Annotated in this window: 20 protein-coding genes; 11 read left to right on the top strand and 9 right to left on the bottom strand. The window is 62.2% G+C overall.

Going from position 1 to position 15,006, the window contains the following annotated elements:
* The first annotated feature begins 14 nt into the window (after positions 1-14).
* From GM655_RS05180 to GM655_RS05200, 5 genes are read left to right on the top strand one after another with little or no spacing between them, the layout of a single operon-like run.
* Positions 15-551 (top strand): ferritin-like domain-containing protein, encoded by a 537-nt coding sequence (locus tag GM655_RS05180; protein WP_155433513.1) that lies wholly within the window; start codon positions 15-17, stop codon positions 549-551.
* A 57-nt stretch (positions 552-608) separates the two neighbouring features.
* On the top strand, positions 609-911 hold the full coding sequence (locus tag GM655_RS05185; RefSeq protein ID WP_155433514.1) for an ElaB/YgaM/YqjD family protein: 303 nt from the start codon (positions 609-611) through the stop codon (positions 909-911).
* Positions 912-917: 6 nt separating this feature from the next.
* Positions 918-1,298, top strand: a complete 381-nt coding sequence (locus GM655_RS05190) for a phage holin family protein (RefSeq protein WP_371866707.1) — start codon at positions 918-920, stop codon at positions 1,296-1,298.
* 11 nt (positions 1,299-1,309) lie between these two features.
* Positions 1,310-1,681, top strand: coding sequence for a hypothetical protein (locus GM655_RS05195; RefSeq protein WP_155433515.1), 372 nt, complete (start codon positions 1,310-1,312; stop codon positions 1,679-1,681).
* 45 nt (positions 1,682-1,726) lie between these two features.
* Positions 1,727-2,884 carry a patatin-like phospholipase family protein gene (locus tag GM655_RS05200; protein WP_155433516.1) on the top strand — a complete coding sequence of 386 codons (1,158 nt, stop codon included), beginning with the start codon at positions 1,727-1,729 and terminating at the stop codon, positions 2,882-2,884.
* Between the two features lie 47 nt (positions 2,885-2,931).
* Here GM655_RS05200 and GM655_RS05205 read toward each other — a convergent pair whose 3' ends face one another.
* Positions 2,932-3,384 (bottom strand): glycine zipper 2TM domain-containing protein, encoded by a 453-nt coding sequence (locus tag GM655_RS05205; protein ID WP_155433517.1) that lies wholly within the window; start codon positions 3,382-3,384, stop codon positions 2,932-2,934.
* Between the two features lie 206 nt (positions 3,385-3,590).
* Between GM655_RS05205 and GM655_RS05210 the strand changes: the two genes are divergently transcribed.
* Both GM655_RS05210 and GM655_RS05215 read left to right on the top strand, forming a co-directional pair.
* The gene (locus GM655_RS05210) at positions 3,591-3,902 is read left to right on the top strand and encodes a BON domain-containing protein (RefSeq protein ID WP_155433518.1); all 312 of its coding nucleotides are present in this window, start codon (positions 3,591-3,593) and stop codon (positions 3,900-3,902) included.
* Positions 3,903-4,021: 119 nt separating this feature from the next.
* Entirely contained in the window at positions 4,022-4,315 is a 294-nt protein-coding gene (locus GM655_RS05215; RefSeq protein ID WP_155433519.1) for a hypothetical protein, read from the top strand.
* Positions 4,316-4,320: 5 nt separating this feature from the next.
* Here the strand turns inward: GM655_RS05215 and GM655_RS05220 are convergent, their stop codons facing one another.
* Both GM655_RS05220 and GM655_RS05225 read right to left on the bottom strand, forming a co-directional pair.
* Positions 4,321-5,178: a YihY/virulence factor BrkB family protein gene (locus tag GM655_RS05220; RefSeq protein ID WP_155433520.1), complete on the bottom strand. Its 858-nt coding sequence runs from the start codon at positions 5,176-5,178 to the stop codon at positions 4,321-4,323.
* Between the two features lie 12 nt (positions 5,179-5,190).
* Positions 5,191-6,237, bottom strand: coding sequence for an OmpA family protein (locus tag GM655_RS05225; protein ID WP_503826587.1), 1,047 nt, complete (start codon positions 6,235-6,237; stop codon positions 5,191-5,193).
* Between the two features lie 342 nt (positions 6,238-6,579).
* On the opposite strand from GM655_RS05225, the gene GM655_RS05230 reads away from it, so the two are divergent.
* The 3 genes from GM655_RS05230 to GM655_RS05240 all read left to right on the top strand — a co-directional run bounded on the left by GM655_RS05230 (position 6,580) and on the right by GM655_RS05240 (position 8,661).
* Positions 6,580-7,158, top strand: a complete 579-nt coding sequence (locus GM655_RS05230; protein WP_155434141.1) for a winged helix-turn-helix domain-containing protein — start codon at positions 6,580-6,582, stop codon at positions 7,156-7,158.
* Positions 7,159-7,272: 114 nt separating this feature from the next.
* Positions 7,273-8,136 (top strand): M90 family metallopeptidase, encoded by an 864-nt coding sequence (locus tag GM655_RS05235; RefSeq protein ID WP_155433521.1) that lies wholly within the window; start codon positions 7,273-7,275, stop codon positions 8,134-8,136.
* Between the two features lie 162 nt (positions 8,137-8,298).
* Entirely contained in the window at positions 8,299-8,661 is a 363-nt protein-coding gene (locus GM655_RS05240; protein WP_155433522.1) for a hypothetical protein, read from the top strand.
* Between the two features lie 42 nt (positions 8,662-8,703).
* On the opposite strand, the gene GM655_RS05245 is transcribed toward GM655_RS05240, so the two are convergent.
* The 6 genes from GM655_RS05245 to GM655_RS05270 form a co-directional block, all read right to left on the bottom strand.
* Positions 8,704-9,090 carry a TraR/DksA family transcriptional regulator gene (locus GM655_RS05245; RefSeq protein ID WP_155433523.1) on the bottom strand — a complete coding sequence of 129 codons (387 nt, stop codon included), beginning with the start codon at positions 9,088-9,090 and terminating at the stop codon, positions 8,704-8,706.
* A gap of 57 nt (positions 9,091-9,147) precedes the next feature.
* The gene (locus GM655_RS05250) at positions 9,148-9,558 is read right to left on the bottom strand and encodes a hypothetical protein (protein ID WP_155433524.1); all 411 of its coding nucleotides are present in this window, start codon (positions 9,556-9,558) and stop codon (positions 9,148-9,150) included.
* Between the two features lie 2 nt (positions 9,559-9,560).
* On the bottom strand, positions 9,561-10,367 hold the full coding sequence (locus tag GM655_RS05255; protein WP_229632372.1) for a hypothetical protein: 807 nt from the start codon (positions 10,365-10,367) through the stop codon (positions 9,561-9,563).
* Positions 10,368-10,487: 120 nt separating this feature from the next.
* On the bottom strand, positions 10,488-11,267 hold the full coding sequence (otnI, locus tag GM655_RS05260; protein ID WP_155433525.1) for a 2-oxo-tetronate isomerase: 780 nt from the start codon (positions 11,265-11,267) through the stop codon (positions 10,488-10,490).
* 174 nt (positions 11,268-11,441) lie between these two features.
* Complete coding sequence (locus GM655_RS05265) at positions 11,442-12,926, bottom strand: DEAD/DEAH box helicase (protein WP_155433526.1); 1,485 nt, start codon at positions 12,924-12,926, stop codon at positions 11,442-11,444.
* 236 nt (positions 12,927-13,162) lie between these two features.
* Complete coding sequence (locus GM655_RS05270) at positions 13,163-13,981, bottom strand: inositol monophosphatase family protein (RefSeq protein ID WP_155434143.1); 819 nt, start codon at positions 13,979-13,981, stop codon at positions 13,163-13,165.
* A 169-nt stretch (positions 13,982-14,150) separates the two neighbouring features.
* Between GM655_RS05270 and GM655_RS05275 the strand changes: the two genes are divergently transcribed.
* The gene (locus tag GM655_RS05275; protein ID WP_155433527.1) at positions 14,151-14,942 is read left to right on the top strand and encodes an RNA methyltransferase; all 792 of its coding nucleotides are present in this window, start codon (positions 14,151-14,153) and stop codon (positions 14,940-14,942) included.
* Positions 14,943-15,006 lie beyond the last annotated feature (64 nt).

The raw sequence follows: 15,006 nt of genomic DNA on the forward strand, positions 1-15,006 counted from the left end.
ACAAGGAGTCCATCATGAGCGAACCTACCATGTCCCATGCGGGCGGTATCGATGTTGCGGCCATCCGGGCGGCAGCGCGCAATCTCAAGGACGGCCCCGTGACGGCCGGCTATCAGGGCGACCGCGTGGCCGTACTGGCCATGCTCAACGATGCGCTGGCCACGGAGCTGGTCTGCATCTTGCGCTACAAGCGCCACTACTACACGGTGACGGGGCGCGAACATGCGTCCATCAAGGCCGAGTTTCTGGAACATGCGCTGCAGGAGCAGGAACATGCAGACTGGCTGGCTGAACGCATCGTTCAGCTGAATGGCGAACCTGATTTCAATCCAGCAACATTGCTCGCCCGTAGCCATGCCGAGTATGATGTCTGTGTAGATGTGCAATCGATGGTGCGCGCCAATCTGGTGGCCGAGCGGGTAGCGATAGAGTCCTACCGGCAGATGGTGGAACAGATAGGCGATAGCGATCCCACTACACGGCATTTGTTGATCCGTATCATGGCCGTGGAAGAGGAACATGCCGACGATATGCGCGATCTGCTTGAATAAATGCTGTACAGTGAAGACTGCTGTACCGTTAAACCCCACCAGAACAGGAGCTTAATCATGCTGGAACAAAACTTCAGTACCGTGAACAACGATGTGAAAACGCTGGTGAAAGATGCCCAGGCATTGTTTACGGCCGCCACGGCGCTGACGGGCGAAAAAGCCGAAGAACTGCGCGGCCGCGGCATGCGCGCGCTCGACACGGCACTGGCCAAGGCACAGGAAGCCCAGCAGAGCGCGATTGCCGCCAGCAAGGAAGTGGCGAAACAGGCGGATGAATACGTCAAGGAAAACCCATGGCGTTCCATCGCTGCAGCAGCCGGCATCGGCCTGCTGATCGGCGTGATCATTGGCCGCAAGTAAGCCATCGTGACGGAAACTCCGCAACGCCCGCCCGGCCTGATTGCTTCGCTGGGCAATATCGCCCGCAATAGCATAGGGCTGATGCTGACGCGGCTGGAACTGGCCGCACTGGAACTGTCCGAGGTGCGCAACCATCTGCTGCAGCTGGTGCTGGTATTTGCACTGGCGGTAGTAGCGGGCTGTTTCGCGCTGGCCTACGCCACCGTGACCATCGTCTATCTGGCGTGGAATGCCATGGGCTGGCTGATCCTGCCGCTGATGACGGCCGTGTTCGTGGCGCTGGCTGTGGGCATGATAGTGTACGCACGGCGTTTGATCCGCAGTGGCAAGCTGTCGATGCCGGCCACCATGGCGGAACTCAAAGCCGACCGTGACATGCTGCTGTGAGGGGAGCGACGATGAGTAAAGAAGCCCAACGTGCCGCCCTCGAAGCAGAAAAACAGCGGCTGATACGCGAAGGTGAGCTGTACCGCATCAAGGTAGTGCATGCCAAGGCGCTGGTCGGCAATGCGCTGCAGCCTGATGCACTGGTGCAGGGCGTGGTCGAACACGCAGTCGGGCTGGCCCAGTCGCGGCTGGGCGGCTTGCTGCAGCCTGGTGGCTTGCAGGGGGTGGACGTGAAATGGCTGATGCCGTATGCCATTACCGTCGGCTCCTATCTGATGCGCAAGCGTTTGTTCAAACCCATGCTGGCCCTGGTGGCTGCGGCGGGTGTGGGCGCGGCATGGCTGCGACGCCGACGTGATAGCGCCGGACCGGAACAGGAATGAAGTCATGAACGCCGCTCTGCGGCGTTTTTTCGTTGGAGGGAATGGATGAGCAAGCAGGAACGCAATCTGAATCCGGCACGCTTGCGCGTGGTGCTGGTGCTGCAGGGCGGTGGTGCACTCGGGGCTTATCAGGCCGGCGTGTTTCAGGCCATGCACGAGCACGGACTGGCGCCGGAATGGATAGTCGGCACGTCCATCGGTGCCATCAATGCCGCCATACTGGCTGGCAACCCCCACGAAACCCGGCTCGAGCGTCTGCGCGAATTCTGGCAAAGCATCGCCCATCGCGACAGCTACGATATGCGCCGCGTGCCTGACCTGCAGCGCCGCTCCAACGTGCTGCTGCAAACCTGGGATACGCTGATCCGTGGCGTGCCCGGCTTCTTCAGCCCGCGCTGGCCCAGCATGTTTCCGCTGGGCTTGGCCGTGGCACCCGAACAGGCCAGCTTTTACGATACGAGTGCGCTAGAAACCACGCTGAACCGGTTGATAGACTGGGATTATCTGAACCAGCCGGGCGGCATGCGCCTGACCGTGAATGCGCTCAAAGTTACTTGCGGCACGCTGCGCAGTTTCGATAACCGCCAGCTCACCATCAGTGCCGACCATATCCGCGCCAGCGGGGCTTTGCCGCCTGGCTTCCCGCCCGTACGCATAGAAGGCGATCTGTACTGGGATGGCGGCCTGTATTCGAATACGCCGCTGGAGACGGTGCTCGACGATAACGAGCACGTCGATACGCTGTGCTTCATGGTGGACCTGTGGAGCGCCGATGGCCATGAACCGACCACGCTCGATGAAGTGCAGACGCGCCAGAAGGATGTGACGTTTGCTTCGCGTTCGCAGCGCCATCTCGACGATTATGTGAAGCGCCACCGCATGCAGCAGAAAATCCGCGACTTGTATCAGGCTTTGCCCGAGCATGCGCAAAGCGAGCAGGGCGCGCGTGATCTGGCCGAACTGGGCTGCGGCTCCACCTTGCATGTGGTGCGCTTGCCGTACGCGGGACGCGACTGGAATATGGCGGCCAAGGATATCAATTTCTCGCGCGGCTCTATCGAATGGCGCTGGGAGCAGGGCTATCAGGATGCTTTGCGCGGCATACAGGCGGCTGGGTGGCTCAGTCTGGTCAGCGAGGATACGCCGCTGGTGGTGCACGAGTTACCGCCACTACCGAACGCGCCGCACAGCCGCGTTGCCTGAGCTAGTGGCGCGCCGCGCGGCAGGTGAGCGCGCAGCGCTGCCCGAGTTTAGTAGCGGTAGACCCGGCCATCGATCAGGCGCACGCGATTGCCCACGCGCAGATCGTCGAGCGCATCCTGATTGACGATGCGGTAGTCGCCATTATCCATGCGCACGCTGATCTGGTATTGCTGGCGCGTCTGGGCCTTGCGCTGGCTTTCAATATTATTGCCGACCACGGCACCGCCGACAGCGCCGGCCACGGTGGCCGCCGTGCGGCCGCTGCCCGACCCCACCTGATTGCCCAGCAGGGCACCGACCACGCCGCCTGCTACAGCACCGGCGCCGCTATTGCTGTTATTTACCGCCACCACTTTGATCGCATCGACGGTGCCATAGCTGGCCGCGTCCGACTGGTTGGCGTAATAGCCCTGCTGCACGGCAGGCTGGTTGCTGGCACAGCCGCCCAGCAGGGCAGCGCTGGCCAGCAGGAGACTGAGGGTAGTGCTCTTGGTGCGCATGGTATTCCTCCTTAAACAATGTCCACAGGGTAAGCCGCAGCTCAGGGATGGTCTGTGCGCTATTGCACTCAGAGGGGGAAACGGTGTTTTTGTACGCTAGCGTACGGAGTACTGTCGGGATGGCGCGTACAACGTCAGACATCGGTGCTCATGTTGATCACCCGATAGCACAGCAGAACTCATCTGATTACACCAAGGAGAATGCCATGAAACTGACCCGCCATATTGCGACTGCTCTATTCACTGCCACGCTGCTGACTGTAGCCGGCTGCGCGCCCACGTCGACGCGCGAAGGCACGGGCGAATACGTTGATGACTCCGTTATCACCACCAAGGTGAAAGCCGGTATCTTCAATGAACCCAGCCTGAAGTCGACGGAAATCAATGTCGAAACCTTCAAGGGCACGGTACAGCTGAGCGGCTTCGTGGCCCAGCCTGACGACATGGCCAAGGCTGCTGAAATTGCCCGCAATGTCAAAGGGGTGAAAGCCGTCAAGAACGATATCCACGTGAAGTAAGCGTGACGGCCAGCATCTCCCTGTTCGTGATGGCTTGTCTCGGGCTGAATCTTGGCTAAGATGGGTGGATGGGCGCAAACCGGCATCGTGCTGGCTGCGCGCCGCAACAGGGGGATGCCATGGAACCCGAACACGAAAGACGCCAGCAATGGCAGGACGGAGTGCAAGCCGAAGGCTGGCAATCGCTCGAACATATCGTGCGCCAGGCTCTCACTGTGCAGCGTGATCTCGGCACTGCGAATGCGGTGGAATTTCTGCGCAAGATAGGGGTGAGCCCCACTGTGATCGCACGCGTGCTGGCACCTGAAGCCCAGCTACGTGAAGCGGATCAGTTGGCGCTGGCCAACAGTGTGGCGGTGGCCGAGCTGCCCGTGGCGTCGGCCGCCTATTACTGGCGCTGCCGCCAGCAATAGACGCTTCAGGCGCGGCGCATGCTGCCGTGCTGCAAAGCGTACTGGCGGGTAAATTCTGCGCCGAGAAAAAAGATCTGTGCCGAGTAATACACCCACAGCATCAGCGCTACCATGGCGCTGGCCGCGCCATAACTATCGGCCAGCGCACTGTGGCCAATGTAGACACCAATCACATGTTTTCCCAGCGTGAATAGCGCAGCCGTGCCCAGTGCGCCTATCAGTACGTCGCGCCATGCCAGCCGCACTTGCGGCAGCAGCTTGAAGATGGCGGCAAACAGGGCGCTGATCACCAGATAGGCGAACAGGCTGTTCAGCATGCCCAGCAGGGCGGCTAGGTAGCGGTTGTCGGCAGCGCCTAGCTGATCGAGCACGCTGAGGGCAGCACTCACGGCCAGTGACACCAGTAGCAGAAAGGCCAGCACCAGTATCATGCCCAGCGATAGTAAACGGGTGTGGATCAGGGCGATCAGTGCGCTGTCGCGTACGGGGGCGATGTGCCAGATTTCGTCGAGGCTGGCTTTGAGTTCGGCAAACACGGTGGTGGCGCCCACCAGCAGGATCACGGCGGCCAGGGCCGTGGCCCAGTGCCCTGCGGCGGGATTGCGGGCGCCGGCCAGCAGCAGTTCGATGGCTTGCGCGCCATCGCGCCCGAGCAGGTTGCGCAGTTCGCCGAATAGCTGCCCGCGTGCGGCCGCTTCGCCATACAGGCTGCCGGCGATGGCCAGTACCAGCAGCAGTACGGGCGCCAGTGAAAACAGCGTATAGAAGGCCAGTGCCGCCCCTTTGCTGGCGGCGCGGTGCGCCAGCCAGTCGTTGAAGGTGGCGTTTAGCAGCCTCAGCAGGGAAGCTGGCGCGCCATGCATGGCTGCCCGCGCTTACTGCACGCGCCGCTCGATGGTGATCTGCTCGACTTCCACGCGGCGGTTGGGTGCGAGGCAGGCGATCAGCGCGCTGCGCTGCTTCTGCTGGCATTGGGCCACGGGATCGGCCGCCCCCTTGCCCACGGCGTTGAGGCGCTGCGCTGCCACGCCTTTGCCGACCAGATAGTCTTTCACTGCCTGGGCGCGCCGTTCGGAAAGCTTCTGGTTGTAGCGCGGGTTGCCCAGCCGGTCCGTATAGCCGGTAATCACCACTTGCTGCACGCCCGGATTGGCGGCCAGCAGATTGGCGATCTCGTCCAGTTTAGGCTGCATGTCCTGCAGTTTCGCGCTATCAAACGCGAATAACTCGGTGGCCGACATGGTGACTTTTTCGAAGCGGGCCGGTGGCGGCGGCGGTGGCGGCACTGGTGTGGGCGGTGGTGGCGGTTCGGCCGCCACTGGAGGTGGGGGCGGCGGTGGCGCTACGGGTGCCGGTTTGGGCGGCGCATCGAAAGCGATGTTCAGGCCCACAGTGGCGTAGTAGTTGTTGCTCTTGCTGCTAGGGAAGGTATCGCCGCGCAAAAAACCATGCACATTGCGCAGATCCGCCTGCAGGCTGACGCGTTCGCTCAGGTCGGCCTGGAAGCCGAAGCCGGCGCTCAGATAGGGCGAGGTTTTGCTGCGTTCGGCCATCAGTGGCAGATTGCTCTTGTCCCGTTCCGCGCCTGCGCCTATCAGCAGGAAGGGGCGGAAACTTTGGCGCGAAAACAGGTAGAGCCCGTCCACGCCCAGCGTGTTTTGCTGGTAGCGCCGGTCGCCGTCGCGCGAGCGCGCATAGCTGGTGCCGAGCTGCACATCCCAAGCCTCGCTGACAGGTTTGCCGACGCGCAAGCCCAGGCCGTAGCCACGGTGGACGGTGCCGAAATCGCTGTCGGGCTTGAGCGCATTTACGCTAGGTTGCAGATACCACGAGGGATTGATGACCGCATCCTGCGCCTGCGCCAGGCAGGGCAGGCAGAGGGCGGCGGTGGCAAGAGGAAGTGTTCGGGTGATGAAGTTCACAGTGTCGCTCCGTTTCTGATTGTTTGAATGGATCGGCAGCAATGGCCGGACATCGCTGTTGGAGTGGAGATTAGGCCGATAGTTAGGCCTGATCCGTACGCTGCCGCACGAAAGCTTGAGCTATCTCAAATGGACAACAATCGCTGCAACTTCCGCCATTGCTATGGGTCACACCTATAAACCCGGCTTCTGCAAGCAATGTTCGCTGACGCACAGACTGAAACACTGCCTGCCGTCATTCTTGGCGTCAGAGTAGCGCGTACGCTGCGAATAGATCGGGCAATCGAGATAAGGAGTGTATCCATGTATGCAGAGCGACCAACCCAGACAGGGCCAGAGCACATGCCTGTGCCAGCCGCCACTAACAAGCCATCCGGACTGATAGAGCGTCCGGCACCGCCACTTGATCGCAAGCCGGGCCTGTGCATGGCTTCCATCGAACGCGTGCGGTCCACTTCGGCAACCATGCGCCGCATCGAAAATATGCAGAAGCTGATCGGCGAATTGCAGCTGCATGAAATGCTGGCCGACGAAATTGCCTGGTTCCTTAAATTTTCCCCTTCCGGAGCCCGCAAATACATCCGCGACCTGCGCGAAGCGGGCGTGATAGAACTGGCCCGCTATGTGGAAGGCACGGCCACCTATCTGGGCAAGGCCGTGTACCAGCTGACGCCCGACCCGGAACGGGTGCGGGCGTTTCTGGCGGCCATAGTGCAGCCCAAACGCGAGGGCGCGCCCGCGCGCAAGGAACGCCCCGGTCTGCGCGAACAGGCCATGGCCGGTGCCGGCCGCCACTTCCATATTTTGGCGGACGATACCCACTATGCCATACGGGTCAACCGCAGCCCCGTGATGCGCGATCCGCTGGTGGCAGCCCTGTTCGGCTCTGCGCCGGCCCAACAGAAAGAGCACAGTCTGTAAGGCTGGCGCCAGTGCGCTATGATGAACAGCCGGCCATGCCGGCTGTTTGCATATTGAAAAGTCGTTGCCACACCCCATGTAGGCGGGACTCGAACACTGAGGGATGCGCAAGCGATGGATGCACTGCTCTGGATAGCCTTGACGGCGCTGCTGATAGCGCTGCCGCTGTATTACCCGCGCTGGCGCTTGCGCCGTGTGCTGGCGCAGCCATTGCCTGCTGCCGCGCAGGCCACACTGGAGCGCTATCTGCCCGTCTACCGGCGCATGCCGGCCGAGCTGCAGCAGCAGTTGCAGCGCCTGATCCGGCAGTTTTTGCACGAGAAAAAATTTATCGGCTGCGAGGGGCTGGAAGTGACGGACGACATGGCCGTGCTGATCGCCGCGCAAGCCTGCTTGCTGCTGCTGAACCGCCCCAGCAAAGTGTATCCGGCACTGCATACCATACTGCTGTATCCCACCGAGTTCGTTGCACCGCGGGCCCATGTGGGACCGGGCGGCGTAGTCACGCCGGGCCACCAGAGCATGCTCGGCGAATCGTGGGATGACGGGCGGGTTGTGCTGGCCTGGGATGCGGTATTGCGCGGCATGGCAGACTGGAGCGACGGCCACAATGTGGTGCTGCATGAGTTTGCCCACCAGCTCGATAGCGAGTCGGGCCGCGCCAATGGCGCGCCTTATCTGGGCAATCCGGCCAGCTACCGTGAATGGTCGGAAGTGCTCACGCGCGACTACGACAACCTGCGCCTGCATGCGCTGTACCGGCAGGATACCTTGATGGACCCTTACGGTGCCACCAGTCCCGCCGAATTTTTTGCCGTAGCGACGGAAACCTTTTTCGAAAAGCCGTATCAGATGGCACAACACCATGGCGAACTGTATGCCGAACTGAGCAAGTATTACCGCGTCGATCCGCGCCAGTGGACCAGTGCGCCGCCACCCGTCATGCCTGCCAGTTACGCTGCACCAGCCTACTGGTAAAGCCTTGGTCAGGCTGGCAATCATGCCGTTTCGGCACTGTTGCGATGGATTGTTGCTTATGCGAGACGCTGCCTGCACGCCGCGCTTTTTTCGGTATGATAGGCGCATCAGGTTTTCAACCGGCAGCCGTTGCAACCGCGCGTTCTGATAGGAGATGCGTCTATGACTCAGGCATGGCTAGAGCTTACTCGCCCGGATGGCCGCGACGTGCGGGCACCATCCGAAGCCCAGATGGCGGCGGCGCTGGCGGACGTCTACAGCGGCAAGGTGGCCAATCCCGACGGTGGCCCCGGCAGTGCCGTGCTGCGCTTCGGTTATGACGACGGGCTGATGTATGAAGTGGAAGTCTCTGGCGGTGGCAATGTGCGTTTTGCCGAATGGTCGGACCGGGATTGCGAAATCGCGCTGGCCACGCCGCGCACCATGCAGGCGCTGAAACAGGCCGATGCCCTGCAACTGTGGCGCATGCTGGCACAACGGCAAGTGGCCAAAATCCGTAGCCAGCCCTGGCTCAATAACGATTGAACGGCGCTCGTTTAACTCTATCCAGCAGCATGCCACGCGGCCTCACGCTGGGTGGGGGCGGCCGTGCAATTCGGCCCGGGTCTGGCAGGCGATGCACAGCCGCGCGTCGGGCCGCGCATTCAGGCGTGAGTAGCCGATAGGGTCACCGCAAGTTTCACACAGGCCGTAGCTGGCTTCGGCGAATTTGGTCAGTGCATGGCGCACGCTCTGCAACTGCTGCAGCGTGTGCGCGGCTGCTTCCATCTGCTGGGCTTCGAAACTGCGCTGGCTGGCGTTGTCCGAGGGCGAGGCTTGCGTCTCATGGGGCAGGGGACGGCGCAGCGCAGCCGTATGCAGCGTTTCGTCGGCAAGCTTGGCCAGCAAGCCAGCGTAATCCTGCCGCAGGCGCTCCTGCAAATGCTCCCATTGCCGTGATTCCAGTCCATTCATGACGCTGCTCCCTATGCCTCTGTCATTAGACTGGAGCACGCGCGATTTGTTCAGTCTTCAGGGCGCGCCATGATCCAGCGCATCGAGCTGGTGCTTGATATTTTCCAGCGGCTTGAGCACATGTTCGGGTTTGCCGCTGGCAATGGCCGCACCCAGTGCCAGCAGTTCGGCGCTGAAGTCGAACACGTCCTTGATATGCTGGATATGCTCCAGCGTGGCGCGCGCGCGCGCCGTCACGGCCAGCACCTGCTGCTGGGCCGGGGCGAGGCCGCTGGCGGCCAGCCGGGCAGCATCGAGGTAAAGGCCGTTGGCACACATGCGCAAAGCCACTTCGCGCCCAAACAGCGCCTGTATTTCCGCTTGCGGCGCAGCGGGCGGGCGCATGGCCAGCAGGATGCGGCGGTGCAGGGCGGCGGCGCAGTCGCTGAGCTGGCTGGCGATGGTTTCGATATTGCTTGCTGGGCTCATGGCTACTCTCGGGAGGTTGGTGCGGCCGGCAGTTGTGCCAGCAGGGCTTGATGGCTTGCAATGATGCTGTCCAGATGCTGGCGTGCCAGCGTGCTGCGCAGGCCGAACAAACGGTATTCATTGCGTTTTTCCTGCTGCAGCACGCCGGCCAGCGCGCGCAGCAGGCGCTGGCGCTGCGGGTCGGCATACGGCAGCTCCGTTTCCAGCATGCCCAGCACGATGGCTTGTTCGTTCTCGCTGCTGCGCTGATAGAGCCGCAGCAGCGTCTGCATGGCTTCCAGCAGCTGCTGGACAGCCGGCGCGCCCGAGCGCAGCAGATCCTGCAGGGCGGCCTGCTGGGCTGGTGCCGTGACGGCCCGCGCCAGCAGGCGGCTCAGGCCGGCAAACGCCGAGACATGGCGGTCGTCCAGCCCCTGGTCGGGCCAGGCGCGGATGCCGCTGCCCATGGCCTTGACCTGATCTTCCAGATCGTACTGCTTGTCGCCGGCCAGCCGGCCCAGTGCCTGCATATAGGCTTGCACGCCACCCTGCAGCTTGACGAAGTCGTCACAGGCTTGCTGGCGCTGGCGGTCCTGCTGGCGCTCAAAGGCATCGGCCTCGGGCGTGAGAAAGGGCTGCTCGCGCTGATAGGTGTGGCGATAGCGTTCGGTCAGCTCGTGATAGCTCTGCAGATTGGGCGCCAGCGCGGCGAATTCGCGCACGGCCGCCGTCTGCGGCGTGCTGCTGGCGCAGCCGGACAGGAGCAGGATGGCTGCGAGCAGGCAGCCGAGCATGCGGCCCCGCAGTGCGATGGTGGTGTAGAAACGCATGGGCTCTCCCGCGTAGAAAAAGCCCAGTTTGGTATGCGTCTGGCGTGCTGTATTGAGCTAGCTCAATAGTGTGGCGTTGTTACACTAGCATTTTGCGTGATTGGTGCGCCGGCCCAGGCGCTAGCTGGCCAGAGTCTGGCGCCAGCTCAGGCCGGCGAGTGTGTCGCCGGCCGGCAGGTATTCGCAGCCCAGCCAGCCTTCATAACCGAGTTCGTCGATCAGGCGGAACAGGAAGCCGTAATTGATTTCGCCCGTGCCCGGCTCGTGCCGGCCCGGGGTGTCGGCAATCTGCATGTGGCGGATCAGGGGCAGGCGGGCACGGATGGTATTGGCCAGCTCGCCTTCCATGCGTTGCATGTGATAGATGTCGTACTGCAGGAACAGATGGGCACAAGCCGCCTCGGCGATGATGTCGGCCGCCTGCTGGCTGGTATTGAGCAGATAGCCGGGCATGTCGTAGTGATTGATCGGCTCGATCAGCACATCGATGCCGTGGGGCGCCAGCTTGCCCGCGGCATAGCGCAGGTTGTCGATATAGGTGGCGCGGGCCCGTTCGGGCGCCAGTCCGGCCGGCAGTTTGCCGGCCATGCAGTGCAGCTGCTTGACGTCCAGCTCGAGCGCATATTCGAGCGCCGTGTCGACGCCGCTACGGAATTCGTCCAGCCGGCGCGGATCGCAGGCCATGCCGCGGTCGCCCGCATTCCAGTCGCCGCACGGCAGGTTGAACAGCACTAGCTGCAGCTGGTGGCGGCGCAGGCGCTCGGCCAACTGGTCCGCATCGTAGGCATAGGGGAACAGGAATTCCACGCCATCGAAGCCCGCTTCGCGCGCCAGCGCAAAGCGCTCGAGGAAGGGCACCTCGTTGAACAGCATGGTCAGGTTGGCGGCGAACTTGGGCATAGTGATTCCGGCAGTCAGGCAGAACCGCTATCCTAGCCGAAAATCTGCCTGCCCAGATAGTTGCATGGCGCTAGATGCCGGGCGCTGCCCTGTGAGGGAAGGCGGCCGTGGCCGCCAGTTGAAGCAGAGCGGGGCTGGTGCAGCGCATAGTGCTGCATAGCCCCGCCCGCAGGATTAGCGGCCGCGGCCGCCAGAACGGTGCTGGGCGGCGCTGCGCGGGGCATTGCCGTTGCTGCTGCGTGGACCAGCGCCGTTGCCGCGCGGGCCGTTGCCACCGCCATTGCTGCGCGCCGGATTGCCGCCGCCATTGCCACTACCATTGCCGCGTGGTGCATTGCCGTTGCCGCCAGCATTGCGACCAGCATGATTGCCGCCACCGCCACCGCCGCCGGCACCAGCACTGCGCTGACCACCACCACTGCGTGGCTTGTTGCCGTGACGGCTAGGGCCATTGCGGTGGCCGGGGCCGCCGCTGCGCAGCTGGATAGGCTGGGCGCGCGCATTCGGATCCGGTTCAAAACCGGCGATGACTTCGCGTGGCAGGGTCTGCTTGATGAGCTTCTCGATGTCTTTCAACATCTCGTGCTCGTCCACGCAGACCAGCGACACGGCTTCGCCAGTGGCGCCGGCGCGGCCGGTACGGCCGATGCGGTGCACATAGTCTTCCGGCACATTCGGCAGATCGTAGTTGACCACGTGGGGCAGCTGGTCGATATCGATGCCGCGCGCGGCGATATCGGTCGCCACCAGCACTTGCAGCGTGCCGTCCTTGAACTCGGACAGCGCGCGGGTACGGGCCGATTGGCTCTTGTTGCCGTGAATGGCCATGGCGCCTATGCCGTCGGCACCGAGCTGGTCTACCAGCTTGTTGGCGCCGTGCTTGGTACGGGTGAATACCAGTACCTGGGTCCAGTTATGCGCCTTGATCAGGTAGGACAGCATGGGGTGCTTCTTGTCGCGGTCGACCGGGTGGATTTTCTGCGCAATGATTTCCACGGTGGAGTTGCGGCGCGCCACTTCAATGGTGGCCGGCTTGTCCAGCAGGCCATCGGCCAGTGCTTTGATTTCGTCCGAGAAAGTGGCCGAGAACAGCAGGTTCTGGCGCTTCGGTGGCAGCGCGGCCAGCACTTTGCGGATGTCGCGGATGAAGCCCATGTCCAGCATGCGGTCGGCTTCGTCGAGGATCAGGATTTCGATCTGGTCCAGTTTGACGGTGCCCTGTTCCATGTGGTCGAGCAGACGGCCCGGCGTTGCCACCAGAATATCGACGCCATGCTTGAGCTGTTTGATCTGCGGGTTGATGCCCACGCCGCCGAAAATCACGGTGGAATTGAGCTTGGTGTATTTGCCGTACACGCGCACGCTTTCCTCGACCTGGGCCGCCAGTTCGCGGGTCGGGGTCAGAATCAGGGCGCGGATGGGACGTGGCGAGCTGTTATTGCTCAGTGCCAGGCCGCGCGCGTCGGTGGACAGGCGGTGCAGCACGGGCAGGGTAAAGCCGGCCGTCTTGCCGGTGCCGGTCTGTGCGCCTGCCAGCAGGTCGCCGCCATTCAGGACGGCCGGGATGGCCTGCTGCTGGATGGGCGTGGGCGAGGTGTAGCCCGCTTCGGTAACAGCGCGGACGATGGCATCGGACAAACCGAGGGAAGTAAAGGACATGGTAACTCTAAGTGAGGATAGGCCTGTCGCCAGTTGCTGGCGCCAGTCGCAGGCAATCTAGGTGGATGATACTGCGGCAGAGGACTGGTCAAGCACGCCGCAGCACAGAGTATAGCAGCTTCAACTATAAATTGTTTCAATGCGGAAATTAAAAAGAGAGCAAATGCTCTCTTTTTTTGTAACAAACTCGCCATTCCGCCTGAAAACTGCAGGGCAGGGCGGGCCTGCCCGCCAGCTTATTCGGTGGCCGGGGCGGCCGGTGCTGCCGGCGTGGCGTGGAACGGAGTCAGCAGACCGACCATCTGGCCGAAGATTTTCGGGCTGGCGGCAATGATGTCGCCCTTGTACAGGTAGTCCGATTCACCGTTGAACTCGCCAACGATACCACCGGCTTCCGTCACCATCAGCGAACCGGCCGCGATATCCCAAGGCTTCAAGCCTTTTTCGTAGAAACCGTCCAGACGGCCCGAGGCGACATAGGCCAGATCCAGTGCAGCACTACCGGGACGGCGCACGCCGTGGCAGCGTTCAGCCATGATGCCGTACATTTTCAGGTATTCGTCGAGCGCTTTGGCATTGCCGGCCACATAGCCGGTCGACAGCAGCGCGTTGGCGATGCGGTCCAGCTTGGTAACACGGATACGCTTGTCGTTCAGATAGGCGCCGCCGCCTTTGGTGGCGGTGAACAGGTCGTTGCGGACAGGGTCATAGATCACGGCCTGGGTGACCACGCCGCGCTGGGCCAGCGCGATCGAGATCGAGTACTGCGGGAAGCCGTGCATGAAGTTGGTGGTGCCATCGAGCGGGTCGATGATCCAGGTGTATTCACTCTCGTCGTGGGCGTTGGCGGATGCGCCCGACTCTTCGGCCAGGAAAGCGTGCTCAGGATAGGCTTTGGACAGCACTTCGATGATCGCCTGCTCGGCGGCCTGATCGACATCGGTGACGAAATCCTTGTGGTTTTTCTCGTTGACGATCAGACGATCCAGATCGAACGAAGCGCGGTTGATGACCGCGGCGGCGCGGCGGGCGGCCTTCACCGCCGTGTTGAGCATAGGGTGCATGTAAGCTTTTTCCGTTAAAAGAACGCTAACGCCCAGCGGGGGCCTCAGCCTGCCCGGCAGCACGATAGAGTACAAGAGTGAATTAAAGAGCGGAGCGGCGCCGACAGGGTAAAATTCCGGAAAATCTTAGTATCGATACCGCGCAATAGCGCTATTTTAAATGAACCTGCCCGAAATCAACACGAATCTTTTCAAACGGCTGCGATTTATTCTGGTGGAAACTAGCCGTGCAGGCAATATTGGTGCCGTGGCAAGAGCCATGAAAACCATGGGTTTCACCGATCTGGTGCTGGTCACGCCCCGTTTCGAAGGGGCGCTGGACGACCCCGAAGCGATTGCTTTTGCCAGTGGCGCCGGCGATATTCTCGCCTCGGCCCGGGTGGTCGGCAGCATGGCCGAAGCGCTGCAAGGGATTAATTTCGCGGCCGCTGTCTCGGCCCGTCTGCGCGAATATTCACCGCCCGTGCTGACGCCGCGCGCGCTGGCCGGTCAGTTGCTGGCCCAGCCCGAGCTGCATGCGGCCTTGATCTTTGGCAATGAGCGCTTCGGCCTGCCCAACGAGATCGTCGAGCAGTGCAATGTACTCATCAATATTCCGGCCAATCCCGATTATTCCTCGCTCAACCTGTCGCAGGCGGCGCAGGTGCTGGCCTACGAATGCCGCATGGCTGCGCTGGGAGGTGCTCCCAGCGTGCGCCAACCGGGCGGTGACGCCAACGACATCGGTTTTCAGGGCGAGGCGGCCAGCGTGGCCCAGATCGAAGGCATGTACCAGCATCTGGAACAGGCACTGGTCGAGATCGGCTTCCTTGATGCCAGCAACCCGCGCAAGCTGATGCCGCGCCTGAAGCGCATGTTTGCCCGGGCTCAGCTCGAACAGGAAGAAGTCAATATTTTGCGCGGCATTGCCCGTCACATGACAGGCCGGCGCCCGGCCGGCAGCGATAAATAGAACGTTCACTCTATTTTTGCTGACTCTGCGGTTAGTTGATTCACGTACACTAGTTAGACAAAAA

The sequence above is a fragment of the Pseudoduganella danionis genome (assembly GCF_009720775.1).
In the GTDB taxonomy this organism is placed as follows: domain Bacteria; phylum Pseudomonadota; class Gammaproteobacteria; order Burkholderiales; family Burkholderiaceae_D; genus Rugamonas; species Rugamonas danionis.

Excerpts from the sequence above, each read along its gene's own strand:
- GM655_RS05210 (WP_155433518.1), top strand. The coding sequence starts at position 3,591 with ATGAAACTGACCCGCCATATTGCGACTGCTCTATTCACTGCCACGCTG.
- otnI (WP_155433525.1), bottom strand. The coding sequence starts at position 11,267 with ATGCCCAAGTTCGCCGCCAACCTGACCATGCTGTTCAACGAGGTGCCC.
- GM655_RS05245 (WP_155433523.1), bottom strand. The coding sequence starts at position 9,090 with ATGAATGGACTGGAATCACGGCAATGGGAGCATTTGCAGGAGCGCCTG.
- GM655_RS05200 (WP_155433516.1), top strand. The coding sequence starts at position 1,727 with ATGAGCAAGCAGGAACGCAATCTGAATCCGGCACGCTTGCGCGTGGTG.
- GM655_RS05270 (WP_155434143.1), bottom strand. The coding sequence starts at position 13,981 with ATGCTCAACACGGCGGTGAAGGCCGCCCGCCGCGCCGCCGCGGTCATC.
- GM655_RS05275 (WP_155433527.1), top strand. The coding sequence starts at position 14,151 with ATGAACCTGCCCGAAATCAACACGAATCTTTTCAAACGGCTGCGATTT.
- GM655_RS05185 (WP_155433514.1), top strand. The coding sequence starts at position 609 with ATGCTGGAACAAAACTTCAGTACCGTGAACAACGATGTGAAAACGCTG.
- GM655_RS05215 (WP_155433519.1), top strand. The coding sequence starts at position 4,022 with ATGGAACCCGAACACGAAAGACGCCAGCAATGGCAGGACGGAGTGCAA.
- GM655_RS05250 (WP_155433524.1), bottom strand. The coding sequence starts at position 9,558 with ATGAGCCCAGCAAGCAATATCGAAACCATCGCCAGCCAGCTCAGCGAC.
- GM655_RS05180 (WP_155433513.1), top strand. The coding sequence starts at position 15 with ATGAGCGAACCTACCATGTCCCATGCGGGCGGTATCGATGTTGCGGCC.
- GM655_RS05205 (WP_155433517.1), bottom strand. The coding sequence starts at position 3,384 with ATGCGCACCAAGAGCACTACCCTCAGTCTCCTGCTGGCCAGCGCTGCC.
- GM655_RS05240 (WP_155433522.1), top strand. The coding sequence starts at position 8,299 with ATGACTCAGGCATGGCTAGAGCTTACTCGCCCGGATGGCCGCGACGTG.
- GM655_RS05195 (WP_155433515.1), top strand. The coding sequence starts at position 1,310 with ATGAGTAAAGAAGCCCAACGTGCCGCCCTCGAAGCAGAAAAACAGCGG.
- GM655_RS05255 (WP_229632372.1), bottom strand. The coding sequence starts at position 10,367 with ATGCGTTTCTACACCACCATCGCACTGCGGGGCCGCATGCTCGGCTGC.
- GM655_RS05220 (WP_155433520.1), bottom strand. The coding sequence starts at position 5,178 with ATGCATGGCGCGCCAGCTTCCCTGCTGAGGCTGCTAAACGCCACCTTC.
- GM655_RS05265 (WP_155433526.1), bottom strand. The coding sequence starts at position 12,926 with ATGTCCTTTACTTCCCTCGGTTTGTCCGATGCCATCGTCCGCGCTGTT.
- GM655_RS05235 (WP_155433521.1), top strand. The coding sequence starts at position 7,273 with ATGGATGCACTGCTCTGGATAGCCTTGACGGCGCTGCTGATAGCGCTG.
- GM655_RS05230 (WP_155434141.1), top strand. The coding sequence starts at position 6,580 with ATGCCTGTGCCAGCCGCCACTAACAAGCCATCCGGACTGATAGAGCGT.